Annotated in this window: 15 protein-coding genes; 3 read left to right on the top strand and 12 right to left on the bottom strand. The window is 60.7% G+C overall.

Going from position 1 to position 16328, the window contains the following annotated elements; genetic code table 11:
- Nucleotide 1: 1 nt before the first annotated feature.
- The gene (locus tag FHT93_RS10000; protein ID WP_112971167.1) at nt 2-688 is read right to left on the bottom strand and encodes a Crp/Fnr family transcriptional regulator; all 687 of its coding nucleotides are present in this window, start codon (nt 686-688) and stop codon (nt 2-4) included.
- A gap of 112 nt (nt 689-800) precedes the next feature.
- Nucleotides 801-998, bottom strand: a complete 198-nt coding sequence (locus FHT93_RS09995) for a hypothetical protein (protein ID WP_183847296.1) — start codon at nt 996-998, stop codon at nt 801-803.
- 158 nt (nt 999-1156) lie between these two features.
- Between FHT93_RS09995 and FHT93_RS09990 the strand changes: the two genes are divergently transcribed.
- On the top strand, nt 1157-2218 hold the full coding sequence (locus tag FHT93_RS09990) for a LacI family DNA-binding transcriptional regulator (RefSeq protein ID WP_183847293.1): 1062 nt from the start codon (nt 1157-1159) through the stop codon (nt 2216-2218).
- A gap of 55 nt (nt 2219-2273) precedes the next feature.
- On the opposite strand, the gene FHT93_RS09985 is transcribed toward FHT93_RS09990, so the two are convergent.
- The 6 genes from FHT93_RS09985 to FHT93_RS09960 all read right to left on the bottom strand — a co-directional run bounded on the left by FHT93_RS09985 (nt 2274) and on the right by FHT93_RS09960 (nt 11135).
- On the bottom strand, nt 2274-5594 hold the full coding sequence (locus tag FHT93_RS09985) for an efflux RND transporter permease subunit (protein ID WP_183847291.1): 3321 nt from the start codon (nt 5592-5594) through the stop codon (nt 2274-2276).
- Nucleotides 5595-5606: 12 nt separating this feature from the next.
- Nucleotides 5607-6833 (bottom strand): efflux RND transporter periplasmic adaptor subunit, encoded by a 1227-nt coding sequence (locus tag FHT93_RS09980; RefSeq protein WP_113116699.1) that lies wholly within the window; start codon nt 6831-6833, stop codon nt 5607-5609.
- Nucleotides 6834-7244: 411 nt separating this feature from the next.
- On the bottom strand, nt 7245-8216 hold the full coding sequence (locus FHT93_RS09975) for an ABC transporter substrate-binding protein (RefSeq protein ID WP_112544016.1): 972 nt from the start codon (nt 8214-8216) through the stop codon (nt 7245-7247).
- 55 nt (nt 8217-8271) lie between these two features.
- Nucleotides 8272-9399, bottom strand: coding sequence for an ABC transporter permease (locus FHT93_RS09970; protein ID WP_113116700.1), 1128 nt, complete (start codon nt 9397-9399; stop codon nt 8272-8274).
- Entirely contained in the window at nt 9396-10280 is an 885-nt protein-coding gene (locus FHT93_RS09965) for an ABC transporter permease (protein ID WP_112971161.1), read from the bottom strand. The genes FHT93_RS09970 and FHT93_RS09965 overlap by 4 nt, the downstream gene beginning before the upstream one ends.
- Before the next feature lie 69 nt (nt 10281-10349).
- Nucleotides 10350-11135 carry an ABC transporter ATP-binding protein gene (locus FHT93_RS09960; protein ID WP_112544019.1) on the bottom strand — a complete coding sequence of 262 codons (786 nt, stop codon included), beginning with the start codon at nt 11133-11135 and terminating at the stop codon, nt 10350-10352.
- 94 nt (nt 11136-11229) lie between these two features.
- Here FHT93_RS09960 and FHT93_RS09955 point away from each other — a divergent pair, with 94 nt between their 5' ends.
- Nucleotides 11230-11643 (top strand): cupin domain-containing protein, encoded by a 414-nt coding sequence (locus tag FHT93_RS09955; protein WP_112544020.1) that lies wholly within the window; start codon nt 11230-11232, stop codon nt 11641-11643.
- 2 nt (nt 11644-11645) lie between these two features.
- Here FHT93_RS09955 and FHT93_RS09950 read toward each other — a convergent pair whose 3' ends face one another.
- The 4 genes from FHT93_RS09950 to FHT93_RS09935 are packed head-to-tail and all read right to left on the bottom strand — an operon-like array spanning nt 11646 to nt 15366.
- Complete coding sequence (locus tag FHT93_RS09950) at nt 11646-12023, bottom strand: hypothetical protein (RefSeq protein ID WP_246715472.1); 378 nt, start codon at nt 12021-12023, stop codon at nt 11646-11648.
- 5 nt (nt 12024-12028) lie between these two features.
- Entirely contained in the window at nt 12029-13483 is a 1455-nt protein-coding gene (gene hydA / locus FHT93_RS09945) for a dihydropyrimidinase (protein WP_112544022.1), read from the bottom strand.
- A 24-nt stretch (nt 13484-13507) separates the two neighbouring features.
- On the bottom strand, nt 13508-14116 hold the full coding sequence (locus tag FHT93_RS09940; protein WP_162728623.1) for a hypothetical protein: 609 nt from the start codon (nt 14114-14116) through the stop codon (nt 13508-13510).
- On the bottom strand, nt 14113-15366 hold the full coding sequence (locus FHT93_RS09935) for a Zn-dependent hydrolase (protein ID WP_113016895.1): 1254 nt from the start codon (nt 15364-15366) through the stop codon (nt 14113-14115). The genes FHT93_RS09940 and FHT93_RS09935 overlap by 4 nt, the downstream gene beginning before the upstream one ends.
- Nucleotides 15367-15678: 312 nt before the next feature.
- On the opposite strand from FHT93_RS09935, the gene FHT93_RS09930 reads away from it, so the two are divergent.
- Nucleotides 15679-16317: a TetR family transcriptional regulator C-terminal domain-containing protein gene (locus FHT93_RS09930; RefSeq protein WP_112544025.1), complete on the top strand. Its 639-nt coding sequence runs from the start codon at nt 15679-15681 to the stop codon at nt 16315-16317.
- Nucleotides 16318-16328 lie beyond the last annotated feature (11 nt).

The raw sequence follows: 16328 nt of genomic DNA, 5'->3' as shown, positions 1-16328 counted from the left end.
GCTAGATACGCCTGAGCGTGTTGACGTCACTGATGGCGATGACGCGGCCGCGCACGGTCACGCCTGCGGATTTGAGCGTCGAAAAGGCGCGCGAGAGCGCCTCGGGGGCGAGCCCCAGCTTTCGGGCGAGCAGGTTCTTCGGGAATGGCAGCCGTAGCGAAGCCGCTGCGGCGCTCTCCTCTACGCAATGAGAGAGAATGTAATGTGCGACGCGTTGCGGTGCAGTCTGCATGCGGTCGTTGGCCAGGCATTCCATAGTTGCCAGCAGATGCAGCGACAGGCTGTGCATGATCGCGGTGCCGATCTGCGGGTATTCCGCCAAAAGAGCGCGCACCTTGCCGATATGGAAGCGGGCAAGCACCGTGTTGTCCATCGACTGGGCTCCGTAACGATAGGTGCCGCCGGCCTGGATCAGGCATTCGGCGAAGCTGTCGCCTGGCTCGCAGATACGGATATCTGCTTCCCTGCCTTCGCCGTTGAGGCGAAAGAGCCGGACGTAGCCCTCCAGCACGCTGTAGAAATAAACGCCGGGTTCGCCTTCCTGGAAGAGAATGTCGTGTGAAGCGGAAGAGATTACCGTGGAGCAGGCACGCAAGGCCTCGGCCTCAGCACCATTCAGCTCCGCAAAAATTCCAGCCCTTGAGAGCAGCGCCCGCTCGCGGCTGCCTGGCATCAGCATCCTGTTCATGTTCCGACCTCCGGCAGCGATCTACGCCACCAATTTTCCCCTGATGATGCCAGAATAGGGGAAGCAAGGCGCGAGGAAATTGATTTTGATCAAACGCTGGCGTTGCGCACCTCTATCGAGGTCTGTGATCGGTTGGAATGGTGAAGGACCACGCGTTTGGGTGTTCGCGGCCGCTCATCAACCGGCGCATGAACGGCAGGAAGACAAACAGGCGTTTACCGTGCTCGGTTTCTTCAGCGGGCTTGTTGTCGCGCGGGTTGCCCCAGCGATCCTCATAGAGATCCTTGAAAAGCGAACTGACCGGAATCATCGCTTCATTCTCCTGGTTGTTGAATCGATTCAAAACTCAGATGGAGTTTTTGAACCGATTCAATTCTGTTCCTCGACCGCCGTCCTGTCAAGTTTATTTTGAACCGATACAATCTTTTGCTAGAGTAGATCGGATTTTGGCGCCAGCAAGGAGCAGCTTTGGGCAAAGGGCATGTGAGACTGGCTGATGTCGCCAAGGCAGCAGGCGTATCGCAGGGCACGGCATCGAATGTTTTCAGCCGTCCGGACGTGGTGCGGGAGGAAGTACGCGAGCGGGTGCTCAAGGTCGCCCGGGAGCTCGGTTACAGCGGGCCTGACGTCAAGGGCAGGCTGCTGAGGGCAGGGCGGGTGAACGCAATCGGTGTCGCCGCCGTCGAGCCGCTCACCTATTTTTTCGATGATCCCTGGGCGCGTTCACTGATGACGGCGATCGGTGAAGTCTGTGATTCCAGCGGTACTGGGATCGCTGTCGTATCGGCGATGAACGAGGAGCGGCTTGCCTGGAACATCAACAGCGCGCTCGTCGACGGCTTCATTCTGCTTTGCGTGGAAGGCGGAGAGAGGCTCGTGGAACTCACCCGTCAGCGCCAGCTGCCGTTCATCGCGCTGGCGCTCGGCATCGAGGATGAGACGATCCCGGCAATCGGCATCGACAATGTGGCGGGCGGAGCGGCGGCTGCACGGCATCTGCTGGAGCTCGGGCACCGTGACATCGCGATCCTGTCGATCGGCGATGTCGATGGCCTTGTCGGCCCGGTGGCGCCTGAGCGTGTCGATCCCGAGATGGAGGCGACCCCGCGTGACCGCATGCATGGCTACTGGCAGGCGCTGGCCGAATACGGCATTCCTCGCGAAGCCGTTCCGATCCAGGGGACGCTGCATGACAGGCCAAGCACTATCATGGCCATGGAGACCCTGTTCTCTTCCGCCAGTCCGCCGACGGCCATTCTGGCAATGTCGGACAAGGTTGCGCTGTTTGCCATGCAGTGGCTCGCCGAGCGCGGGCTGAAAGTGCCGAAAGACGTATCCATCATCGGCTTCGACGGTGTGCCGGAAGCCGCAACCTCGCTTCCGCGCCTGACCACCGTCGCCCAGCCCTTTGCCGAAATTGCCCGCCGCTCGGTGACTGCGATCCTCGAAAATGCGTTGCCTGAGAACCACGAGGCGCTCAATCTCGAGCTTGTCGTAAGAGACAGCACGGCGCCGCCGCGATCGCGCTAATTCGAAAAACAAAAGGCCGGGTCGATGCCCGGCCTCTTGCGTTATGATTTCTGTCCTATTCAGCCGCGAAGGGCGGCAGGCGCAGCACGTTGGTGTCGTTGCCCGTCTTACGCTTGCTTTCCGGTCTTTCGATCGCGGTCAGGCGTTCCTCCAGCGAGTCGATGTCGCTGCGGTTCTCGCGGGCAGCGCGGGTGAGGTCGTCGCTCGACATCGGCAGGTCCTCCTTGTCTTTCTTGCCGACCAGACGACCGAAGATCCAGCCGAGGAGGCGGGAAAGATCGTCCATGATCAGGAAGAAGGAGGGCACGACGACAAGCGAGAGCACCGTCGAGACGATGATGCCGCCGATCACCGCGATCGCCATCGGTGCGCGGAACGAGCCGCCTTCGCCGACGCCGAGGGCGGAAGGCAGCATGCCGGCCGACATGGCGATCGAGGTCATGATGATCGGGCGGGCGCGCTTGCGGCCGGCTTCGACCATGGCCTCGACACGAGCCATGCCCTGGTGGCGCATCTCGATCGCGAAATCGACGAGCAGGATGGCGTTCTTGGTGACGATACCCATCAGCATCAGGATGCCGATCATGACCGGCATGGACAGCGGGTTGCTGGTGACGATCAGGCCTGCGGCCACGCCGCCGATTGCGAGTGGCAGCGAGAACAGGATGGTGAAGGGCTGGATGATATCCTTAAAGAGCAGGATCAGCACCGTCAGCACCAGGAGGAGACCCATCAGCATGGCGTTGACGAAGCTCTGCTGCATCTCCGTCTGCACCTTGGTGTCGCCGCTTTCAGCAAGGTGCACGGTGGCGGGAAGCTTGGCGTCGTTGACGATCTGGCGGAAGCGGGCCGAAGCCGTGTCGAGCGCCACGCCCTGCGGCAGGTCAGAGCCGATCGAGACGACGCGGTAACGGTTGTTGCGCTTGATCGAGCTCACACCTTCCGAATAGTCGATATTGGCGACGGTCGCGAGCGGCACGGTGCCGCCACTGGCCGTCTGGATCTTCAATGCCCGGATGGCGGCGAGATCGCGGCGCATGTCGAGTGAGGCCTGAACCCGGATCGGAATCTGGCGATCGTCGAGCGAGATCTTGGCAAGGGCCGCATCGACGTCGCCGATGGTGGCGACGCGGATCGTCTCGGAGATCTGCTGCGGCGTGATGCCGAGGCGAGCGGCCTCGTCCTTGCGCGGACGGACCTGCAGTTCCGGACGGGGAAGGGCGCCATCGGCGCTGACATTGGCCAGCAGCGGATCAGCTCGCAGCTTGGATTCCAGAATGCCGACCGCGTTATTCAGGTCCTCCTCGTTCTTGGAAAGGAAGTTGAACGAGAGGTCGCGTTCGCCGCGGTCGTTGAGCTTCAGGATATGGACGTCGGGAATGTCGCGCAGCTTGGCGAAGACTTCCTTTTCGATATCCCATTGCGGACGCTCGCGGCCGTGGACCTCCACCTTCGGCAGCATCGGGCCGATAACGGGGAGATGGCCGAGCACGTCATTGACCACCTTCTTGACCAGCGACTGGTCGAGCTTGTCGAGTGCGAGCGTGATGGTCGCTCGGCGCAGTTCGAGTTCGCCCTTCGGAGACGCGCCGCCGAGGACGAAGACGCTATCGACGCCGTTGATGTCCTTGACCCGGTCATAGATCGCATCCGTCGTCTTCTCCGTGTCGTCAAGCCGTGCGTTGGGCGGCAGTTCGACCGAAAGAACGATGCGCGAGGCATCTTCCGGCGGCAGGAAGCTGCCGGGCACCTGCATGAGCAACATGACAGAACCGACCAGAAAGCCGATCGCCACAAGCAACGTCGCATAACGCGTGTACCAGTGGCCGGTCGTGCCGCGTATGAGACGCGTGTATCCACGCATCAGCAGACCGTCATTGTCATGATGGTCTTCCATGCCGTCTTCGGCACGCATCAGATAGGCGGCCATCATCGGAGTGATGAGGCGCGCGACCATCAGCGAGAAGAAGACGGAGAAAGCGACCGTCAGGCCGAACTGGATGAAGTATTGACCCGGAATGCCCGGCATGAAGGAAACGGGCACGAAGACGGCGATGATCGTGAAGGTGGTGGCGATGACGGCAAGGCCGATTTCGTCCGCCGCTTCGATCGCCGCCCGATAGGGCGTCTTACCCATCTTGATATGGCGGGCAATGTTTTCGATTTCGACGATCGCGTCGTCGACGAGAATACCTGTCGCGAGCGTCAGAGCCAGGAAGCTGACGAGGTTCAGCGAGAAGCCCATCATGTCCATGACCCAGAAGGTCGGGATCGCAGAGAGCGGCAGCGCGATGGCTGAAATCAGGGTCGCGCGCCAGTTCCTGAGGAACAGAAGGACGACGATGACGGCGAGCAGCGCGCCTTCGAGCAGCGTATGAATGGCGGCTTCATAGTTGCCGTACGTGAAATAGACCGAATCGTCGATCATCTCGATCTTCACATTCGGGTTTTCGCTCCTGACCTTGTCGAGGCTCTGCGCCACGGTTTCGGCGACGCTGACTTCGCTGGCGCCCTTCGAGCGGAAGACGCCGAAGGTGACGACAGGCGTATCGTTGAAGCGCGAGAAGGATTTCGGCTCCTCGTAGGTGTCCTTGATGACGCCGAGATCGGATAGCTTGACGAAACGGCCACTTGGCAGCGCAATCGTCGTGTCTGCAAGCTCGGCGACATTGCGGGCGTCGCCGAGAACGCGGATCGCCTGCTCGCTGCCTGCCACCTGGCCGCGGCCGGAGCCGAGATCGACGTTGGTGCCGCGCAGTTGCTGGTTCACGCTTGCAGCGGTGATGCCATGGGCATCGAGCTTGCCGGGCGTGAGTTCGATGCGCACTTCGCGTTCGGCGCCGCCATAACGGTCGACGCGGCCGATGCCGGCCTGGCCCTGCAGCGCACGCTTGATCGTATCGTCGACGAACCAGGAGAGTTCTTCGAGCGACATATCAGGCGAGGAAACGGCGAAGGTCTGGATTGCCTGGCCCTCGACATCGACCTTGGTGACAATCGGTGTCTCGGCCGTTGCCGGCAGATCGCTGCGAATGCGGTCGATCGCGTCCTTGACGTCCTGTACAGCCTGTTCCGTCGGCACTTCCATCCGGAACATGACGTTGGTCTGCGAGCTGCCGTCGGTCACCGTCGACTGGATTTCGTCAATACCGGTGATCGAGGCGATCGCGTCTTCGATCTCCTTCGTCACCTGCATTTCGAGTTCCGCCGGCGAAGCACCGCTCTGCGTCACGCTGATCGAAACGAGCGGTACGTCGATGTTCGGGAAGCGCGTGATCGGCAGCTTGTTGAAGGACTGCATGCCGATGAATATCAACAGGCAGAAGGCCAGAAGCGGTGCGATCGGATTTCGAATGGACCAGGCTGAAAAATTCATCGGATGGTCTCTTTAGTTGGAAGCCGAAGGCTGTTCGCGCACCGGAGTGATGTGGTCGCCGTCGCGGACATAGGCGCCCGCCTTGGCCACGACTTCGTCGCCGGTCTTCAATCCACTTGTGATTTCGACATAGGCTCCATCCTGGATGCCGGTCTCGACTTTGGCGAATTTCACCACGCCATTCTCGACCCTGCGGGCGGAGGAGCCTTCACTGCCGGTGAGCACTGCCGTCAGCGGAAGGGACACGCCCTCAGTCTCGCGGACGATGATCTCGGCGCTGCCATACATGCCGGAACGCGCCTTGCTGTCATCGTCGATGGAGATATGGACGAGGCCGAGGCGGGTGACCGGGTCGACGGTCGGCGACACCAGGCGCACTGCGCCGGAAAGCTTCTCGCGGCTGCCGGAAAGCGAGATCGTCGCCTTCTGGCCGGCCATGATCCTGACGATGTCACTCTCGGCGACTTCGGCGACAAGCTCGATATCGCCGTCGCGGATAAGCGTGAATAGCGGATCGCCGTTGCCGGCGGCAATGGCGCCGACCTTGGCGTTCTTTGCCGAGACCGTGCCGGCGACCGGCGTCTTCACGTCGGTTCGAGCGAGCTTCAGATCCGCATCGGCAATCTGGCTGTCGAAGACCTTGAGGTCGGCTTCGGCGACTTCGATCGCCTGCTCGGCGGAAGCGACGCGCGCGTTGGCGGCGGCGGCGGTCGCATCGGCCTGTTCGACCTGGGCGGTCGAAACCGTGCCCTTCTTGCCCATTTCCTGGGCGCGAGCCTGCTGCTGCCTTGCCTGTTCGGCATTGGCCTGCGCCTCGATGAGCTGGGCGCGCAGCTGAGCGAGGCTTGCCTCGCCCTTGGCTTTCGTCGCCATCATCTGGCTCTTGGTCAGGACCAGAGCGTCATCGTTCAGCGTCGCCAGTGTGCTGTCGGCCTGAACCTTGTCGCCGACATCAGCCTTCAGACTGCGAATGGAGAGGCCTTCCACCTGCGGCTGGATATAGACTTCCTCGACGGGCTTGACCGTTCCGGTACCGATGACACGGTCGACGAGGGTGCGGTTCGCCGCTGTGGTGACGACGATTGCGGGCAGGTTCTGGGAGGCCTGGGCCTGCGTGGCCTGGGGTTCCTCGGCAAATACAGCCGGGGCCGCAAAAGTAGCGGCAAGAAGAGCCGAGGCCGCAAAAGCGGCGATGGGAAAAGTGGAGGCGCGTAGTAATGCGTGCGGCTTGAGTGCCATGCGTCGTCGTCCAATCTCTTGACGGGATCGGCCGAACTCGCGCGTTCTCAAACAGGCTCGCGGTCGGGCGAATGCCGTCTTCCAAATCTCAGAGGTATTTACCCGCATCCCGTTCGCCGGAACTTATGGTCCCAATCCGGCAAATCCGGCTAGTACGTGGTATTGATTTGCTCCACGTGCAAGCCCGGCAGAAAATAATTCCCCATGAGATACCATTAATTACCATTGCGATGCCCATCAATCACCTAAGGGTTATGTGAACATGACGATGATTGATCGGCCCGCACAAGGTTTGACGTTTGACGCCTGACAAATGCGACAGTTGCAAGGCGATTTTTTCCATCGAGTGCAAAAAACAGAAACGCGCGGGAGATTCTCCCGCGCGCGTTGCATTTCGGCATCGATATGCTGCTACTTGGCGGCAGCGTCCGTGATGTCGTGGGTCCAGGCGCCCGACGGCTCCTTGTTGACGATTTTCTGGTCGAGCAGGGCCTTGGCCGTGCGGTCATAGAGCGTGGTGTCGAGCTTGCCGGTACCATCCCCGATCAGCTTGGCGACTTCGCCCATCATCCGCTTCTGGTGGTTTTCGTCCTGGCCGCCGGCGTCGACGACGATCCCGGCTGCATCGTCAGGATTTTCCATCGCGTATTTCCAGCCCTTCATGGAAGCGCGGACGAACTTGACCATCTTTTCCTTGAAGGCCGGATCCTTCAGCTTGTCTTCCATTGCATAAAGGCCGTCCTCAAGAAGGTCATTGCCCATGGCGGTATAGTTGAAGACCACAAGGTCTTCCGGCTTGAGGCCGGCATCGATTGCCTGCCAGTATTCGTTATAGGTCATGACGGAGATGCAATCGGCCTGCTTCTGCAGCAGCGGCTGCACGTCGAAGCTCTGCTTCAGCACGGTCACGCCGTCAGCACCGCCATCGGTCTTGAGGCCCAGCTTGTTCATCCAGGCGAAGAAGGGATATTCGTTGCCGAAGAACCAGACGCCGAGCGTGTGGCCCTTGAAGTCGGCTTCGGTCTTGATCGGACCATCCTTGCGGCAGATCATTTCCATGCCGGATTTCTGATAGGGCTGGGCGATATTGACGAGCGGAACGCCCTTTTCGCGGGCGACCAGCGCGCCGCCCATCCAGTCGACGATCACATCGGCGCCGCCGCCGGCAATCACCTGTTCCGGCGCGATGTCGGGGCCGCCCGGCTTGATATCGACGTCGAGGCCTTCTTCTTCGTAATAGCCCTTGTCCTTGGCGACGTAATAACCGGCGAACTGCGACTGGGTGACCCATTTCAGCTGCAGCGTCACCTTGTCGGCGGCCATTGCATGGGCCGCGGCAAGCGACATCGCGCTCGCCATCATTGCAACCATCAACTTTTTCATTTTCTTTTTTCCCTCTGAAGTTATGCCCAGGCCGCTATGGGAGGCCGGGGCGCGCCTAACCACCACGGATAGACGGATGCCAGAACGTCACCGCCCTCTCGGCAAGGGCGACGACACCATAGAAGATCGAGCCTGCAAGCGCCGCGACGGCGATCTCGGCCCAGACCATGTCGACATTCATGCGGCCCATCTCGGTGGAGATGCGAAAGCCCATGCCGACGATCGGCGTCCCGAAGAATTCCGCAACGATGGCACCAATCATCGCCAGCGTCGAGTTGATCTTCAGTGCGTTGAAAATGAAGGGCATTGCGGCGGGAAGCCGGAGCTTCAGCAGCGTCTGCCAATAGTTGGATGCGTAGGTGCGCATCAGGTCGCGCTCCATGTTGCCGGAGGCGGCGAGGCCGGCGACCGTGTTCACCAGCATGGGGAAGAAGGTCATGATGATGACGACGGCGGCCTTTGACTGCCAGTCGAAGCCGAACCACATGACCATGATGGGTGCGACGCCGATGATCGGCAGCGCGGACACCATATTGCCGATCGGCAGCAGGCCGCGACGCAGGAAAGCGAAGCGGTCAGCGAGGATGGCAACCACGAAGCCGCTCGTGCAGCCGATGACGTATCCGATGAGGACCGCTTTGAAGATCGTCTGCCTGATATCTTCGCCAAGGGTTGGCAGCGAGCCTGATATGCGCGCCCAGATCGCGCCTGGCGGCGGCAGGATGACGAAGGGAATGCCGAGGCCGCGCGTGGCCGCTTCCCAGATGATGAGGATCCAGGCGCCGAAAATGGCGGGAATCAGCAGGCGCAACAACCATTTGCCGACAGGCGTTGGCGGCTGGAGTTCGGACAGTTCCGTGACGCAGCGCGAGGCAAGCAGCCAGCCTGCGGCAAGCAGCAGGAAGAAGGAGAGGGTGGCAAAGCGCTCGTTGCCCGAGAGCGTGTTGAGCAACAGCCAGGCTGCGCCATGGGCGCCGATGAAGAGGACCGTGGCGGTGAGCGCTCTGGATATGGGCGCGAAGGAAATCAGCGCCGCGGCGACGACGAACAGGGTGATCAGCGTGGTCGTCATGGATGATGGAGGCTCAGAGGCTCCGGCCGCATAGAGAGGCAGCGTGAACATGGCCGCTATGGCGCAGAGGAGGGCGACCAGGCCCTGCCAGGAAAGCGTCATCTGTTTCATGCCGGTCTCCCGCCCATGGCGCGATCGACGATCTTCGCAACGAGGCCGACGATCGTGACGAGGATCGCCGCGAGGACCGAACCTGCGACCAGTGCCGCCCATATGTCGATGGTCTGGCTATAATAGGAGCCGGCAAGCAATTTCGAGCCGATGCCGGCAACAGCGCCGGTCGGCAGTTCGCCGACGATGGTACCGACCAGGCTTGCGGCGATCGCCACCTTCATCGACGTGAAGAGGAAGGGAATGGAGGCGGGCACGCGCAGCTTCCAGAAGGTTTGTGCGGCGGTGGCATTATAGGTGCGCATCAAATCCAGATGCATGACCTCGGGCGACCGCAAGCCCTTCACCATGCCGACGGCGACCGGGAAGAAGGAGAGATAGGTCGATATCAGCGCTTTGGGGATCAGGCCGGTGATGTTGATCGAGCCGAGAACGACGATGATCATGGGCGCAACCGCCAGGATGGGCACGGTCTGCGAGGCAATGATCCAGGGCATCAGGCTGCGGTCCAGCGCCTTGATGTGGATGATGGCAACGGCAATGACGATACCGAGCAGCGTGCCGAAGGCAAAGCCGAGTGCGGTGGACGAGAGGGTGACGCCTGCGTGATAGACGAGGCTGCGATTGCTCGAGAGCTTTCTGAGGAAGGTGTTTTCGAACACATTCTGCGCCACCTGATGCGGCGCCGGCAGGACGGGTTTCGGCTGGGAGAGCGTCTTGCCGACAAATTCCATCGTGGTCGAGGTGATGCTGTTGCGCGTATCCATGTCGCGCTGAAACGGCGTGTTCAGGATGACGGCTGCGACATACCAGATCGCGACCAGCACCAGCAGGATTGTGAGGACGGGGACGATCTTGTCCTTGAAGGTGTCGGGTTTCATGCGGCGTCCCTCCACTTGGGGAGGTTGAGGTTGCCCCACCCTGTTCCGCCGGCAACCGGATGCAAAGCCTTACTGCTCATAACTATGCCCCGCCCTCAGCCCTTCGCGCACACGATGGGCGATTTCCAGGAATTCCGGGGTTTCACGGATATCGAGTGGACGCTCGCTTGGCAGGGTCGAGTCGATCACGTCCGTCACGCGGCCGGGGCGGGGCGACATGACCACGATCTTGGTGGAGAGATAGACCGCCTCCGGAATGGAATGGGTGACGAAGCAGATTGTCTTGTTGGTGCGCGCCCACAGCTTCAGAAGGGCTGCATTCAGGTGGTCGCGGACGATTTCGTCCAGCGCCCCGAAGGGTTCGTCCATCAGCAACAGATCTGCATCGAAGGCAAGCGCGCGGGCGATCGAGGCGCGCTGCTGCATCCCGCCCGAGAGTTGCCAGGGGAATTTCTTGTTGAAGCCTGAGAGTTCAACGAGATCGAGCGCATCGGCAATGCGCTTCTTCCGGTCGGACCTCGAATAGCCCATGATCTCCAGAGGCAGGGCGATGTTCTTTTCGATCGTGCGCCAGGGATATAGCGCCGGCGCCTGGAAGACGTAGCCATAGGCGCGCGCCTTGCGCGCCTCTTCCGGCGTCATGCCGTTGATGGCGATCTCGCCCGATGTGGTGCGTTCGAGATCGGCGATGACACGCAGGAAGGTCGTCTTGCCGCAGCCGGAGGGACCGATGAAGGAGACGAATTCGCCCTTGCGGATATCGAGATTGACATTGCTCAGCGCATGCACCGGCCCGTCATTCGTCTGGTAGGTGAGACAGAGATCCTTGGCGGATACGACGGAGGGTGCTTGCATCAATAAACCAGTCTTGTTTTCGCCGCGCCTGCGCGGTTTTCCATGATATCATCGCCGCCGGCCTTTCCGGCAGCACAGTCCTTGGAGGATGAGGATGGACGCAAAATCAAAGCCCACCTGCCATATTGTTCGCCCCAACCACACCTATGACGGCAAGCAGGGGCTCAGCTATTTCGAGGGTATTGCGGCCGAAACCGTGGGCGCGAAGGGCATCTGCATGCATCTTCTGACGATCCCGCCCGGCGTGCGCGCCAAGGCGCATCTGCATGAGGCGCATGAAACGGCGATCTACATGCTCTCCGGCGAGGCCCATACCTGGTACGGCGACAAGCTTGAAAACCATGTGATCGTGCGCGCCGGCGAGCTTTTTTATATTCCGGCCGGCGTGCCGCATCTCCCGGCAAACCTCAGCAGTACGCCGTGCACGGCGATCATTGCGCGCACCGATCCGAACGAGCAGGAGAGTGTCGTCCTGCTGCCCGAGCTCGATCAGCTGGTGCCTGCGTGAGGCTATTTGCATAGCGGCAGCGGCCCCCACTTGATATTGGCATCCGAGGCAAGCCCGATCGTATAGCCTTTCGGGCCAGACGTGATCCTGGCGGTATCGTCGGAGCTGCTTTCTTCGCCTTCTGCCTGGCAGGCAACGGTTGCGGAGAAGTTCTTGCCCTCGGTCTTCAAGATCTTCTTGACCTCGCAATAGGACGCAGCCGTGGTGATGGCCTCCGATGTCAGCAGGAAGAAGTTGTCGGAGCCGGTGCTTTCGCCGGTCTTGGCATAGGCGCAGCCATCCTTGTTGCCGTAACTGCCCTTGATGGGCAGCGTATCTGCATTTGCCGCAGTGGAAAGAGCGGCCAGGCAGACGATTGTCAAAAGCAGATGGCCGCGCATCAATATCATACCCCGCTTGCCGGGATGCCCGTACGCTCGACCTTGCGCGGAGCCGTGATCTCCTTCCAGGTCGACAGCGCCTTGCTGACGGCGGTAACCGGCTCGCGCTTGACGAATTCACCGTGGCCCGAGCGGGTCTTAACCGTATCCTCCTCGATGGCCACGACGCCGCGCGTCAGCGTGTAACGCGGCAGGCCGGTGACTTCCTTGCCCTCGAAGACGTTGTAATCGATCGCCGATTGCTGGCGCTTCGACGAAATGGTTTTGGAGCGCTTCGGATCCCAGACAACCAGATCGGCATCGGCGCCGACGAGGATGGCGCCCTTCTTCGGGTAAATGTTGAGGATCTTGGCGATGTTGGTCGAGGTGACGGCGACGAATTCATTCATCGTCAGACGGCCGGTATTGACGCCATAGGTCCAAAGCATCGGCATGCGGTCTTCGAGGCCGCCGGTGCCGTTCGGGATCTTGGTGAAATCACCGACGCCGAAGCGCTTCTGCGCCGTGGTGAAGGCGCAGTGATCGGTCGCCACCACCTGTAGCGAACCGGAGGCGAGGCCCGCCCAGAGGCTATCCTGATGCTGCTTGTTGCGGAAGGGCGGGGACATGACGCGGCGGGCGGCATGATCCCAGTCCTTGTCGAAATATTCGGTCTCGTCGAGCGTCAGGTGCTGGATCAGCGGCTCGCCATAGGCGCGAATGCCCTTCTGGCGGGCGCGGCGGATCGCTTCATGCGCCTGTTCGCAGGAGGTGTGGACGATATAGACGGGGCAGCCGGCCATGTCGGCGATCATGATAGCACGGTTGGTGGCTTCGCCCTCGACTTCGGCCGGGCGCGAATAGGCATGGGCCTCCGGGCCATTATTGCCTTCCGAGAGCAGCTTGGCCGACAGCGAGGCGACGACATCGCCGTTTTCGGCATGGACGAGCGGCAGGGCGCCAAGCTCGGCGCAGCGCTGGAAGGAGGCGAACATCTCGTCGTCATTCACCATCAGCGCGCCCTTGTAGGCCATGAAATGCTTGAAGGTGTTGATGCCCTTGTCCTGAACGATGGTCTTCATCTCGTTGAAGACCTGCTCGCCCCACCAGGTGATCGCCATGTGGAAGGAATAGTCGCAATTGGCGCGGGTGGACTTGTTGTCCCACATGGTCAGCGCTTCGAGCAGCGACTGGCCGGGCGAGGGAAGGGCGAAGTCGACGACCATGGTCGTGCCGCCGGAAAGGGCCGCCCGCGTGCCGCTCTCGAAATCGTCGGAGGAATAGGTGCCCATGAAGGGCATTTCGAGATGGGTGTGCGGGTCGATGCCGCCGGGCATGATGAAACAGCCTGTGGCATCAAGCACTTCGTTGCCGGAAAGGTTCGGGCCGATCTCGACGATCTTGCCGCCGTCAATCTTCACATCCGCCTTGTAGGTGAGGTCGGCCGTGACGATGGTGCCGTTCTTGATGACTGTAGTCATGGCTGCTGCTCCTTTTCCTAGCTGTTACTGCTCGACTGCCATCGTGGGCGTGCCACTTCGCAGGAGCGCTGCGCCTTTGGTGATGAGGCGGTAAACTGCATCTTCACTCAGTTCATCGTGCGCGTCATGCTCTTCCTCGTAATACCAGTCGGGTTGGCCAACGACATCAGCGCCGCCGACTGACAATGACCAGAAACCGTCGCTTTCGCGAAAGTAGAAATCCTTGCCGTCGATCAGCCCAGTCGACTGTACGGGGTGGCTGCCCTGGGGGCGTTTGATCAGCATCCCGGGCATGGAAGGGCCGAGTTCGATGCGAACGACACGGGGTCCAGGTCCATAGACATAATAGGTTTGAAGGGGTGCATTTGGGTCGTGGTCATCTGAATTGGCCAGTTGAACCCCCGAAGGTTTATATCGCCAAAAGCTCGATATTTGCGGAAGGCTGATCCGCTTGCCTGCTGCATCGATGCCAATGTAGAAGACCTCCACACTGGGGACGTCGCCCCACGGTCCTTCAGTCATTGGCGTCGCATTGGCGGTGGCCCATGCGAGATCGTCGGCAGTTCGTTGAATTCCGAACTTAAAGGCATCGGCATAGTCGAGATAAGTCGTTGGCAAGTCTGACGCCATCACGCGACGATCTCCGCCGTCTCTACCACAGCATGGAACAGCACATCGGCGCCAGCCGTTGCCCATTCCTTGGAAATCTCCTCAGCCTCGTTATGCGAAAGACCACCCACACATGGGCACATGACCATGGTGGCGGGTGCGACCTTGGCGGCCCAGCAGGCGTCGTGGCCAGCGCCGGAGATGATGTTCATGTGGGAGTAGCCGAGGCGTTCGGCGGCGGAGCGGACCGAGGTGACGAGCTTTTCGTCGAAGGTGACCGGCTCGAAATGGCCGATCGCCTCGACGGAACAGCCGACGCCTAGCGCATTGCAGATCTTGGGCGCCTCGGCCTCGATCTTTGCCCGCATGCGGTCGAGCTTGGCCTTGTCGGGCGAGCGGATATCGACGGTGAAGACCACCTTGCCTGGCAGCACGTTGCGGGAATTCGGCGAGAAGAAGACCTGGCCGACACCGCCGACGGCGCCAGGCTGTTCGCCCATTGCGACACCCTGCACCATTTCCAGGATGCGCGACATGGCAAGGCCGGCATTGACGCGCATGTTCATCGGCGTCGAGCCGGTATGGGCTTCCTTGCCGGTCAGCGTGAATTCCAGCCACCACAGGCCCTGACAGTGGGTGACGACGCCGATCTGCTTGTCTTCGGCTTCGAGGATCGGGCCCTGCTCGATGTGATATTCGAAATAGGCGTGCATCTTGCGGGCGCCGACTTCCTCGTCACCGACCCAGCCGATGCGTTTCAGTTCGTCGCCGAAGAGATTTCCTTCGGGATCCTTGCGGTTATAGGCGAAATCCAGGCTGTGCGCGCCGGCAAAGACGCCGGAGGCCAGCATGGCAGGCGCAAAGCGCGCACCTTCCTCATTGGTCCAGTTGGTAACGACGATGGGGTGCTTCGTCTTGATGCCGAGATCGTTCATTGTCCTGACGATTTCAAGTGCGCCGAGCACACCGAGGACACCGTCATATTTGCCGCCGGTCGGCTGCGTATCGAGATGCGAGCCGACATAAACGGGGAGAGCGTTCGGATCGGTGCCGGAGCGGGTCGCAAACATCGTGCCCATCTTGTCGACACCAAGCGTCATGCCAGCGTCTTCGCACCACTTGCGGAAGAGGCTACGGCCCTCCGCGTCCGAATCCGTCAGCGTCTGGCGGTTGTTGCCGCCGGCAATTCCCGGGCCAATTTTCGCCATGTCCATGAGACTGTCCCAGAGACGGTCCCCGTTGACGCGCATGTTTTCGCCTGGCGCTGCCACCATGATTGAAAGTCCTCACCTGTTTTGCGGCAGTCATGCAAAGTACATGCCGCCATGTTCCCGTGGTCAAATCCAGCTGCTGCTTTCTGTTCTGTTCAGCGCCGGAAAATCGCCAGTTGCCTTTGTTTTTTATCTGGCAGATAATTTGACCGATTGGTAAACATTACAACTTCCATCGCCGCGCTCAAGACGAAAATCACGAAAAACAGCTAGAAAATACCGGCAAAAAATACGGGCAGTTGCCTTTTAAAGCGGCAGGAGGGCCGTTCTTCGAATCTTGAGCGAAGAAGTTGAATTTCAAGGGGAAAAGAGCGGATGGCCATACCGAGAGCGGCGAAGACACTTCGGCGGACACGGATCCAGGAAGAGAAGGAAGAGCAAATCCTGGAAGCGGCGCTCGATGTGTTTTCGGTCAGCGGCTTTCGTGGCTCGACGATAGACCAGATCGCCGAAGTGGCCGGCATGTCGAAGCCGAACCTGCTCTACTATTTCCGCACCAAGGAGGCGATGCACCGGGCGCTGATCGACCGGGTGCTCTTCAACTGGCTGGAGCCGCTCAGGGCCTTCGATGCGGAAGGCAATCCGGAATCGGAGATCCGCAGCTATATCCGTCGCAAGCTTGAAATGGCGCGCGATTTCCCCAGGGAAAGCCGGCTCTTCGCCAACGAGATGCTGCAGGGTGCGCCGCATGTTCTCGATATGCTGAAAGGGCCGCTAAAAGAGCTGGTCGACGAAAAGGCGGCGGTCATCCGCACCTGGATCAAAAGCGGTAAGATCGCCCGTTGCGACCCCTATCACCTGATCTTCTCGATCTGGTCGACGACGCAGCACTATGCCGATTTCGACGTGCAGGTTCGCGCCGTGCTCGGCGAAGCGCATTCCGGCGACGGCCGCTTCGAGGATGCGGCGCGTTTCCTGGAGCAGCTCTTCATAAGCGGGTTGCGGCCGGACTGAGCTGCCGATCG

This window comes from Rhizobium sp. BK379, from assembly GCF_014193955.1.
Classification (GTDB): Bacteria; Pseudomonadota; Alphaproteobacteria; order Rhizobiales; family Rhizobiaceae; genus Rhizobium.
Note: the sequence above shows the minus strand (reverse complement) of the source record. Positions and strands in the feature narration are given on the sequence as shown.